The organism is Pseudomonas fildesensis, assembly GCF_001050345.1.
GTDB classification, from domain to species: Bacteria; Pseudomonadota; Gammaproteobacteria; order Pseudomonadales; family Pseudomonadaceae; genus Aquipseudomonas; species Aquipseudomonas fildesensis.
This window is the reverse complement of record NZ_LFMW01000028.1, coordinates 1-11,319: the sequence shown is the minus strand read 5'-3', so window position 1 is coordinate 11,319 and position 11,319 is coordinate 1. Positions and strand designations below refer to the sequence as shown.

The following is an 11,319-nucleotide window of genomic DNA, read 5'->3' as shown; positions in this document are numbered from 1 at the left end:
AATAAGGGTCACGACGACAAACTTACGAGCCAAATACTCGAACGGAATAGGGAAGTCTCTTTGCGCACCATTAAGTGGGTACGTAAGGACTGTCTTTGGAGCGGCCATTAAGTCCTCCTTGTGAGTTATGAATTTGAGAAAGCAGACTCGTGGTGACATCTGCTTATAGTGGGTACTTTTGCGTGAAGACCTACTTCGTGGTGTCGATACCCCACCGTTCAAACATCTCTACGGTTGCCCGCTGGCTTACAGGGTCATTGGGAACCAACCCACGGAACCCATTGAAGATGCCTGTGCGGTACTGCTGGGACATGTCGGGACTGTTGGTGGTCCCTGCAAGTTTGGAAAGGTTGTAACCCACTTGGGCAGCACTACTAACCATCCCCGCTACCGGGACCTGCTTTAAGGCACCCGTCAGAACCTCACCGGGTTTATCGAGGTCACTCAAGCCATACAGCCACGCCTTTTCCTTCGGGTCCTTTTTCCGGGCAGCTTCGGGAAGAATCGAAGTTCTCACCATTGCAGCCTGATCAAAACCCAAAGGTGCCGCAGCGATGTTAGCCAAGCCGAAAGGTGTCCCGAGGTAAGACCCACGAGTCAGTGCCGCATAGGCAATCATGTTGGGGTCAAGGGCATCTTTCAGATACTGCTTACGGTCATGAGTCGGCATCATCTGAGCCTTCAAGTACGCCGTAGATGCATAGAAGCTGCCGCCTGCAAGAGCTGACAGAGCCGCTGTGTAGGTCTGATCCATCACACGGCCGTTCATGCGGGCTTCATTTATCCCACGCATAAGGCGCTCATTCAGAGACTTCACAAGGAAGCTCTTGAACTGCATAAGCATCTTGACGCCCACACCGTAAGCCTTAGTGTCGAGGTTGGAGACCTTGTGTGGGCGAATAACAACTTCGTCAGCCATGCGGTCAGCAAGACGCCATAGATGCATTGAGCGTGGGTCTGACTGGAATGCAGCCATATCCCTAACCGAATACTTACCTTCAGCATCACGAACCATAGAGCTGCTGATAAGGTCCTTAATGCCATCCCACTGAGCCGGTGTGATGCTCGCAGAACGAAGCAACGAAGACTCAGAGACCAACATGGTATCGAACGGATTCTTACCGCCTGCCAGGGTGTGCCGAACGATGTCTCCAAGGATGCCTTTACGGCCCGCATCAAGGAGATGGTTGGTGGTCTCGGGGAGCATGTAGCCAGCAGGGGAACGCCGAGACATTGCACCTGTAGCCCACTTGAGGGAACCCACAGTTTGAGCGACAGCCTCATTGGAACCCTGCTGTCGAAGACGCTCAATGATGTCCATGCGGGCAGGTACGATGGAGCCGTCAAGCTCACGCCCAAAGAGACCTGCATGAAGGTCGTTAAGCCCCTCCCCTGTCATGTTGTACTTCCCTGCGATCAAGTCCTTGTAGGCTGGGATGTTGTGACCAAGCATGTGAACGTAGCCACGCGAGACAAGCCCCGCCATCTCAGTGAAGTTCTGAAAGGGCATGAAGAAGGACTTGAGCGTGAAAGCGGTGTCATTGAGTGCCCGCCCAACAGTCGCCAAGGCACCTTCAGGGGTATCGCGGCGGGCCTGCCCTGTGAGGACTTTAAGCGCCTGATCAAAGGCAGCACGTTCATCCGGCTTGATGCCATCAGGGAGCGCCTTAATCTGGGCTTCAAGATCCCCTACAGTCCGGCCAGTTGAGCCCATCACCGCTACGTCACCGTTAACACGCCGGTCGTATGCTTGAAGAATGCGGCCCACCGAGAAGTCCCGCAGGTCGTTCACCGAGAAGTCACCGTGTGGTGTTGACACCGGAACGTCAGAGTCGAAGAGGTGACGCCCCTTCAGGAAGTTGTTGTCGGCAATATTGCCCCCGAACTGCCCTTGTGTGATGTCAAAGGCCTGCGTAGTCAGAGAGTTGTCCTGTGTGATCCCGTAGGACTTTGCACTCGCATACTCACGGACCCGCTGAGCGATTGCCTGCGGAGTCACTGGGACACCTTCAGCATTCAGCAGGTCGGTAATGTGAGCATCCACACGGGCACGGGTAGCAGGCCGCCCCGCGTAACTACGCAACATGCTTTCCCGGACGGCATCTTGCAGTGCATCTGTTCCGCCCAGACGTTCCGACCACAGCACACACGCCCCACGGTCGTAGACGTTCGGAAAGTAATGCCCCTGATGGCGTGTGGAGTCCAGCAAGGAAACAGCGTTGCTATTACCGTACTTCGCCGGGTTGGTCAGGCTGTCATGCTTACGCTCTGTATGCGCCCCAATAGCGTCCATGTAGGCCCGCTCCTCAGCTCGCAATGACGCCCGTGCAGCCCCGGTTGAATCTTCAAGAGCCTCAACAGCTCGGCGGTCAAGCACCTGCTGAGCCTCAGTACGTGAGCCCGGCAACGCTGAGTACCACTTAGAGCCCATAACGGCATCTCCAAGCTCAGTCAGGGATTGATAGCTCACATTGTCCTGACCTTTTTCACGCTCAATGATGTCACTTGCAGTAGCTGCGAAGCGTCCATTGGAACCCGAAACGGTGCCTGTAGGAGGCCGGAACAATTGACCGGCAATATCACGGACTTCAGGGGACTCACTACGATTCAACGTATGACCAATCTCTGTAAAACCACCCATGCGAGCCCCCCCAGCAGCTCGCTCAAACTGTTCCATGCGGGCAACAGTGACCGGGTTGAGAGGATTAGAACCGCTGAGAATCGTACCATTAGGAAGACGCACAGCACCGGGTTCAAAAGGAACAGGCTGAAGGGCAACACCGTTCACGTTTGCAGTGGGCTCGCCCTCAATGTGCGGCATTAAGGTTGGGTCAGGCGCTCCCTCTTGGGCTGCACGTACCCGCGCCTCTGCTCGGATCGTAGGGCCGGTGAACGGGTCAGCCAAATGCTCAGCGGCATCATTACCACGAGTGACGCGAATGTTCTTCCCGAAGACGCCTGAAAGAGCGCCTCCAAGAATTGCCCCGCCTGCTGCTGAGGCCGCTAAGTGGGACTCGCCACCAACCACACGAGACCTGAGGTGGTCGCCTGCGACTGCTGTAGCCACACCATAAGCTGCCCCCTTCCCCACACGAGCGCCGAGTGAACCTGTTAGGCCAACCGCTGGAATGTAACTCGTAGGGTCCCCAGCGGCACCCACAAGCCCCCCCGTCACTTGAGCCGCCCAACCGGCTGTATTGAAGTCCTGTTGATAGTCTTGTGAGTCCAATACGGTGGGGAGGATCTTGGCCCACTCACTACGCTCAGCGGATGCAAACTGGCGGTAATACTCAGGCTGAACCCCGTAACTATCGAGGGTCGCAAAGTCCTCATCCGTCATCGGATCGTGCTGCATCCGGGATACTGGGCGCATCATTGAGACAACCGTCCCGAGGTCTGCGCCTTCTTCAGCGTAGCCACGATAAGCCGCGCCAATTACGGACGTAGCCAAAGCAGCCTTAGAGGCCTTCCCTGTACCTTCCCACGCGCCGGTCTCAACATCACCGGATAACGGCTTTCCCTGAGCGGCGGCAAGTTCCCCCACGGTTGCGCCCTTCTCGACGGGTTGACCTGTAAGACCCAGTGCGCCCTGCTGGGGCATAGAGGAACCTGTGAGGCTCTTGAAGGCGTCCAAGTGTTTACTCACAGCAACGTCAGCCAACTTTGCCATGTATCCACGGCCTTCAGCGGAAAGCTTCGAGAAGTCACCCGCGCGCATAGCTGAAACCTGTGGAGCCCCAAGCGGCCCCTCTCCCTGGTTGTATGCAAGGGCTGCTGTCAGTTCGTCACCATCATACTTATCAATGAGGTCCCGCATGTGACGGGCCATCGCAGGGACAGCCTTCAAGGGGTCTAAACGATCCTCTGGGGACATCAAACCGTAAGCCCGACCGGTGGCCTCGGTGAACTGTGCGAGCCCCAGCGGGCCTGTAGGGGACTTTGCGTCTGACTTGAATGAGGACTCGTTGTAAATCTGCTTATGCAGAAGGTCATAGCGGACACCTTCGGACTCAGCCGCTGAACGAATCAGGTTGTCGTATTGGGTGCCTGTGGCTTTGATAGCGGCGTATTCATCTGTATGTAGTTTGGTCATGTTTGGCCTCCTTTAAGAAAATGGGTCAGGAGGCCCGAAGGCCTCACTTGGGTTTCTGTTGGGTCTGTTTGTATTCACGGATTTGCCGCTCTACTAACATCGGGTCTTTCTCCCAGCCCTCTTGCGAGCGCTTGATGTCGGCCTGTTCGCGCAGCTTGGCGTCTTCACGCTCCTGAGCGACCTTGCGAGCGTTCTCATCACGAATGTCCTGCATGTGCAAAGGCTCCACTCGACCGTTGAGAGTCTGAATGTAGAGCTGGCTATTCCGGGAGACCACGAAGGCGCCCCCCGTTGCGACTTCAGGATGGGCCTGTGAGAAGGCATCAAGTTTTGCCTGGACGGCTGTCTGCCCTGCTTTCCACGAAGTGACATCGTTAGGGTCCATAAGGATTTCAGTCTTGAAGATCGCCCCCATAGGTTCGCCCGAGGTTTTAAACTGGGCGGTGTTAGTTGCAACGAAGGTCTCTACAGCATCCTTGGCAGCCGAAGCGTTACCTGTCAGCGCTAAATTAGCCTTATAGATAGTCAGTGCCATCTCACTCATTTCGGCAGGCATGTACTGCATTGCTGACCTGGACTTCCGAATAGTGGACGCATAATCCTTGTCCTGAGCGTTCCGTTCCTCACGGGTCAGCTTGCTCTGAGCCTTCTCGGCTTCCACGGCTACAGACATGTCGATCCCGTAACGATCCATTGCGTTGAGCTTCGCCACGAGGTCCGCTTTATCGGGGTAAAGCATGGCAACAGACACAGGGTCAGCCTTTGAGAGTTCTCGCAGTCGGTCGAGCTTCGGATAGTTCTGCTGGGTGGCACCACTGATTACAGCACCCTCCCATTCAGCACTGGCACCATCTACAAACTCACCCATGATCTTTCTGAAGGGGCCGTCCTTACGGTCAGCCTTGACGTACTGAAGCATCAAGTTGGTCTTCTGGTTTTCAGGAAGATCCCAGGACGCAATCTGATTCATCTTGAGGTTCGCGTAGTTCGCCTCGTCCTCAGGTGTGAAATTCCCGGTCAGCTCATTGGTGGGCAGTAGCTTCGGATCAACAGAAACCATCTCTCCATTGAGCTTCCGGCCCCACGCTTCATCAAGTGCAGCAAGGCGGTTTTGTTTCTGCCCAATCTTTACAGCCTCTACTTGATACTTCGCGGTCTCTACACGTTGCCGCTGTAGCAACTGCTCACGGCTGCTCAGGATGGCCTGACGTTCGGGTGTCATTACGTCCGTAGGGGTTGCACCAACAGTCTGAGCGTGGAGCTTATCGAGAGCTGAGAGAGCGCCAACGGTGTCAGTGCCCGCCATGATCCCCGAGAGCTTCCCGTGAAACTGCTCGACTCGGTCGGCCTTTGTGGACTGCTCGAAGTGAGCCGCTTTGGCCTTGAAGTTCTCCATAGCATCGGCGCCGACCACATCGGTGATGTTGACCATCTGGCCGCCAATGTTCACTTGTTGGTTCCCGATGTTGCCCAAGAGTGAGACCCCACCGTCACGAGCAGTTGCGTCCTGAAGAGAGCCCCTCAATAACTCCATGGCCGCTGAGGTCGTGGGAATAATTCCAGTCTGTAAGCCATTGTTGATGTACCCAGCCATGACTGTTGCAGCCTCTGGGGTCCGCATGAAGGCAGGGTCAGAGAGAAGCGAGCCGAGGTCACTACGGGACTGAATGCCTGCATTGACCTGGAACTCTTCAGATTTACGGCGTCCAAACTGATCCACCACTGCGGCGTTACGTTGCGTAATACTGGCGTTGAAACCTCGCTGATAATCACCGTCTTCCGGGTCGATCCCGCTCATCTCAGCGAAGGACTTAGCGCCCTCCTGTAAGCGAGTCGCACGGTATTCATCAAGCTCTTTACGAGTCTTGAGTTCACCCCGCGTCACCATGCCCTGAACTTCCTGATCCAGCTCATTCGCTGCATTACTACCAGTCAGTTCATTCAGGTGGCGCATGGCGTAAGGATCGTCTTGATACAACAGAACGCCCTGTTCTCGTGCGGTCCTGCGTTCCTCTGGGTTCAGCTTACGGATAATCTCGTTAGCCCGCTCCTTCCCTTGGACCTGCTGATTTGCATCATAGGAACCAAAGACATCACCGCCAGCCCTCACGAAGTTCCGCATGGAATCCGCAAGGGAGTTATCCGGGGCATCCGGTCTTGCGATTCGAGCAGCTTGATAGCCAGCACCTGAGCCCGCTCGGAAGGCTTGACGGCCTGAAGTGGTCTGGGCGGACTGGCCCAGTGCCTGAGCAATTGAATTAGGTGGCATTATCGGGTTCCTCCATTGGTTATGCTCTTACTGTTGCCAGCGGCTGGTGGTGTAGCTGTCTTACTACCCGCACCGAACTTGCCACCCGAGGACGCGTAAGCACTTCCACCGGCAGACACAATGTTCAGCGCATTCGCTATGTTGTTTACCTTCCGATTGTTGCCACCTGCACCACGAACAGCAGCCTTAGCGTTCTCAGAGCTACCCACGCGATTCGCAAAGATCGCCTGATAGTCCCGTTCGTAGTTTTCGGTGACGTTCATCTTCTGCGCCGACGCATCGTTGGCTACAGAGTTCTTAATGCGGTCCATTGAGTTGCCTGCCATTCCTGACTCCCCGATGGCCGCGTTGACGATCCCTTGGTTTCGGATGGCCTGTAGATTCACCTCTGTGAGTTGACGGCGGGCCTCATCGTGCTTATCCACGGTTGCAAGCTTCTGATCGTTCTCCGCGAAGTTGGCTTGCTTCACGATTTCGTTTTGCGACTTACGTTCGTTATCCGTCATCTGGCCCTTAGCCTTGGCCCCTTCAGATGCACTCATTGCCGCACCAGCCACGGCGACAACCGCCAGACCGATGCTTACGGGTTCGCACATAGCGCCGCCCTCCTATAGCCAGAATTGTTTAAAGGCAAATCCGGCAGGTGACATAAAGATGCCTCCGTTGAAGGAGGCTCCCAGCTTTGTCAGCAAGCGGATGTGTGCGTGGTTGTCCACGGAAACCCAGTTGGTTTTAGGACTCGGTGAGCGCTGCTTGACCCGCTCAAGGTTTTGTTTGAGTAGACGGTAAAACTGAAAGCGTTCAGCTCGGGTCAGCATGTGAACCACGTTGGTAGTCACGAACCAGATACCTAAGTTTGTATGTCCGCCAACAGCCAGGACCAGAGAGCCCACAACGATTGCCTGGGCATGTTCATCAATCGCTTCCGGGAGAACATCGCGGGGGTCTCGACCGGCTTTCATACAGTGAAACTCTTGAAGGTCCGAGGCGCATAGGTTTGCAGCAGCAGCCTTTAAATGGGCCTCAGTGGCCTTAATCAATCGCATAGATTCCTCCTTGCTCGTTATCTCCTTACACGCCACTTGAACGGCGCATGTAGTTGCCCTCCCAGCCGCACCCAATGATGTTCAGGGGGACCGGGGCATAGGATGAAAGGGTGACGCTTTGAACCTTGGCATTACCTGTCACCGGGAACTTGTACTGCCCCGTGCCCAGCGTGAGCCCACCAAGTACCGCTTCAGTACCCACACGACCACCCGCCATCACATACACGAACTGTGAGGACCCATTGTTCACGTTGATTTCAAAGGCACCGGAAGAGTCGTAGTTAACCCAGGCGCGGCGTAGCTGAAGGCGTCCGATGTCTTCGGTATTGGTCGTTCCGTCATCTGCTGTTTGCTTGATTAGAAACTTAGAGAACTCATACTGGAACCCATATTCATGGCCGATGATAAAAGTCGTGCCCATTCGGTTCCCCACGAACCTGATACGATCGTCAGCGTTCCAGTTGTCCGAGGTGTGCCGCTCTAAGACGCCTTTAGGGTCCAGCGTGTAGAACACCGAAAGGGAGTCAGGGACACCGCCGTAGATGTCGCCCAGGCTTGCATAGGTTTCGTTCAAATCCTCGTCGTACCGCGTAGGCATCATCAGTTTCTTCATATCCATATAGGCGCGGTAAGGCTCCTGCATGTAGTCCACGGTGTCCGCTGTGAACTCGATACGCTCAAGGCACATACCTACACCCACGCGCTCATTGAGCAGGTACATGTAGGAACCAATACAGTCAGCCGACAGGACACGGTTGGTGATACCGAACTCCCAATGTGACCACGACTGTTGCACCAGCTCTTCCTTGAGGTAGAGAAACTTGTAGATGTACACCTTGTTCTCTTCGGTGTCCGAGAGGACGGAAACGAAGTTCTCAGTGCCTGACCCGTGGATGTGATAGACCACGTTTTGCAGGTAGCTTGGGACATGCGAAGAGATGTCCTCAGCCGACTTCACGTCGCTAACATCCTGTACCGCGTAGTACCGCTTGAGGCTCGTGTAGGCAGCTCTCGGTGCAGCGAAGTAAACACCCCTCCCGATGCCAAAAGGCCGCGCCCCATCGCTCACGTCGAACTCTGTGGTGAGGTCCAACTGGGCCGTCTTGGTCGACATGATCCCTTGGGAGGACAAAACGAACTGAGCCTGATCGGACCACAGCAGCAACTGTTCGGAGAACGGCACGGCGTACTTGAGGATGCTCACCCGGTTGTGACTGATCGCTACGTCAATAGGATCATCATCACTGAGGGAACTGACAGAGGCCGGGAAGAAGTTGAAATACTTCGAGGTCCGGGACATCACGACGTTTTCACCCGAGAGGAAACCTAAGCGGTTCCTGAAGAAGAAAATGTCGTTGATTGTCGCCTCCACAAACGAAGGCATAGGGTTCGTCAAGTCGTCCCCACAGGTTCTGTCAGGCCACGTTAGGGCCTTCCAGTCAAATTGCCCGTCTGCCGCTCGGACCAACGCGTGGGGCATTGAAGTCGGCTCGAACCCGGTAATGATCCCCGGCTTGACTGTCTCTTTCCACACCTGCCCCGCTGCGTCATAGCGGACCCAATAGTTATCCCCTGTGCGAGAGGCTTCTCCTGTGACTTCCACCAGGTAGCCATCAATACACTGCGCGGGTAACTTACTGAACGTCTGGACTTGATAGATAAACGAATTGAGCAGTTGGTTGGCGTAGCCGTCCTCTGTCTTCACGGTCTTGATGTCGTTCTTTGCCGCCGTCACCACGATCCAGCCTTGACCCGCCTGTGCCGTAATCCCGTAGGGGACACCGTTGGCAGTGATCTGTGCGGCCATCTGCGTAGCGATATAACCGGCGTCTGTCTGCTCCACCTGGGGCGGCGTGGCCGCTGTAGAGTCACCTACAGGCATCTTCAGGATTGCCAGTTGAATGTCGTTGATGAGGATCTTCAGGGTTCGCCCATACTGACCACCTCGAACGTTGATCACACAGCGCCGAGTCATCGAACCGTAGTCAGTGTGGGTCAGCGTGCTTTTCATTGCGGTCAGCTTGTTGCGGTTGGTGACAAACGTGTAGTCCGCGATGGTGATCAATCGAAGGTCATTGCGGGGATGCTCACAGTTTGCATAGCCGTTGTAGCCCCGGACGGTGTAGCGGTTCCCTTTGAGGTCCGCTACTTCCACACCCTGCCCTGTGAACACCATGAAATACTGCTCGGACGCATCTCGATTCACGAGGTGGATAAGGGGTTTTGCCCCGAACATGCCCACTGCGCCCAGGCGTTTCACAAAGGTGGTTGGTGGACGCTTCTGAAGACCTTCAGTTTCCGAGGACCACCCATTGATTTGAAGCTGGCCTTGGTTGCTGAAACGCAGGATGTCCGGTTGTTGCGATATACCTCCTTTAAGATTCTTAACACTTTGGGAAACAAGACCCATGTAGTGACCTCCTTGTTATTGGAATTAACGGGAGATTCGGCCACCAGTCCATGCGTCACCATCGAGCATGTTGTAGTTACCATAATCAAGTTCGTACTCCTGGCATTCAGCCCAGGCAGTTGCCTCCTGTTCTTGAAGTGACCCTTCAATCTCACCAGCCCCGAAGAATCGGATATTGAAACGGCGGGATGCCTTAGCGACGATGTAAGAGCGAAAACACTCGGGCATCTCTTGGTATTCCCGAAGGCGTACCAGGGAAACCGTAATGGGGTCTTTGAACACATCAGTCTTCGCCGCGCGGTCATAGAGAAACCCGCCGCGATTTGAATAGTTGCCCGTGGTGATCTTGAGGTAATCGCTGAGGTAGTTAATGAGCCCCGAAAAACTATCAGGGGTTAACGTTGCGTCCTCTTCGATATTGAAAGCCCAGCCTTTAGATTGGACTTCGCGGTTTACTTGATTGAGTAATCGACGGCAGTTCGCCACATCGGCGTTAGGGTCCCCTTCCAGGGAACTAACAGGCGACTCACCAATAGCCGCAAGCATGTCATTAACTGCTGACAGCTCATCGTCGGACTCAATGAATGATTCAAGGCTTGCCATTTGGCCCTCCTGAAGTTAATTGCAGGAAACAAAAAGCCCCTCTAACCCTTTAAGAAAACGGGATGAGGGGCTTTAAGTCGGGAGGGTTACTTAGTCTTTGGGATCGCACCGAAGACCAGAGCGCCCGCAGCTTCAGGACGCAGACCGCCGTGGCCCATTGCGTAGCGACCAATGATCTGATCAGCCTGGAATTCAGGACGGCGGGCACGTTCCAGAGCCATATCCTTCAGCTTCACGGTGCCCACAGCAGAACGGTGATTGAAGAGAGCTACAACGTTATCCAGGGCAACCTGTACGTCACCGCCAGTGGTCGCAGGGAATGCGTGTTTGCGGTTGGTGCCGTCACGGTCATCACCTGCACCACCCTCAGTCAGGTGCGGAACTTCGATAATCTCGAAGCCCATAACGTTCTTAATGTTGCCGGTCTCAGGATCAGTCAGCGCCGAGAAGTTAGCAGCGTTAGGCAGCAGTGCAGCCAAGATTGCGCTGTAGTATTCAGGCTTGGTGTAGACCTTACGATCCTGAGCGGGAACGTAGTTGCGGGTCAGTTTCGCACGGGCAACGGTGAGGGCCTTCAGGATCGCTTTACCCAGCGCCTCAGAGTCGTCTTCCAGAGCTTTCAGACCAATCGGCAGGACAGTTGCCGCGCCGAGGCCTTCAATGTTCTCGTTAGCAGCGGCTGGCAAGTTGCACAGCTTCGCCATCTCAGCCAGTACAGCACCATCCGCAGCGATAGCCAGGGCCTCACCCAGTTGCGCCGAATACTCAGCACCAACATCGTAGTGATTCATGGCGTTCTCAATATCGAAGATCAGAACGTCCGAAGCCAACAAGCCGTCGATAGTGATAACTTTCTCGGCATGTTTGATGTCGCCGCGCTTGTCATCCAGGTTTTCAC

The 11,319-nt window shown here is 55.0% G+C and carries 8 protein-coding genes; all 8 read right to left on the bottom strand.

Annotated features, from left to right (window positions below):
* A partial coding sequence (locus tag ACR52_RS31930) for a phage tail fiber domain-containing protein (protein WP_152687712.1) occupies positions 1-108 on the bottom strand: 108 nt, incomplete at its 3' end.
* Positions 109-190: 82 nt separating this feature from the next.
* On the bottom strand, positions 191-4,093 hold the full coding sequence (locus ACR52_RS27160; protein WP_048731247.1) for a transglycosylase SLT domain-containing protein: 3,903 nt from the start codon (positions 4,091-4,093) through the stop codon (positions 191-193).
* 43 nt (positions 4,094-4,136) lie between these two features.
* Entirely contained in the window at positions 4,137-6,362 is a 2,226-nt protein-coding gene (locus ACR52_RS27155) for a hypothetical protein (RefSeq protein WP_048731246.1), read from the bottom strand.
* Positions 6,362-6,958 carry a virion core protein, T7 gp14 family gene (locus ACR52_RS27150; protein ID WP_053221264.1) on the bottom strand — a complete coding sequence of 199 codons (597 nt, stop codon included), beginning with the start codon at positions 6,956-6,958 and terminating at the stop codon, positions 6,362-6,364. The genes ACR52_RS27155 and ACR52_RS27150 overlap by 1 nt, the downstream gene beginning before the upstream one ends.
* Positions 6,959-6,970: 12 nt before the next feature.
* Positions 6,971-7,408, bottom strand: coding sequence for a phage protein Gp13 family protein (locus ACR52_RS27145; protein ID WP_048731245.1), 438 nt, complete (start codon positions 7,406-7,408; stop codon positions 6,971-6,973).
* Positions 7,409-7,433: 25 nt separating this feature from the next.
* Positions 7,434-9,818 carry a phage nozzle protein gene (locus ACR52_RS27140; RefSeq protein ID WP_048731244.1) on the bottom strand — a complete coding sequence of 795 codons (2,385 nt, stop codon included), beginning with the start codon at positions 9,816-9,818 and terminating at the stop codon, positions 7,434-7,436.
* A 24-nt stretch (positions 9,819-9,842) separates the two neighbouring features.
* Positions 9,843-10,421: a tail tubular protein A gene (locus tag ACR52_RS27135; RefSeq protein ID WP_048731243.1), complete on the bottom strand. Its 579-nt coding sequence runs from the start codon at positions 10,419-10,421 to the stop codon at positions 9,843-9,845.
* 86 nt (positions 10,422-10,507) lie between these two features.
* A partial coding sequence (locus ACR52_RS27130) for a major capsid protein (protein WP_048731241.1) occupies positions 10,508-11,319 on the bottom strand: 812 nt, incomplete at its 5' end.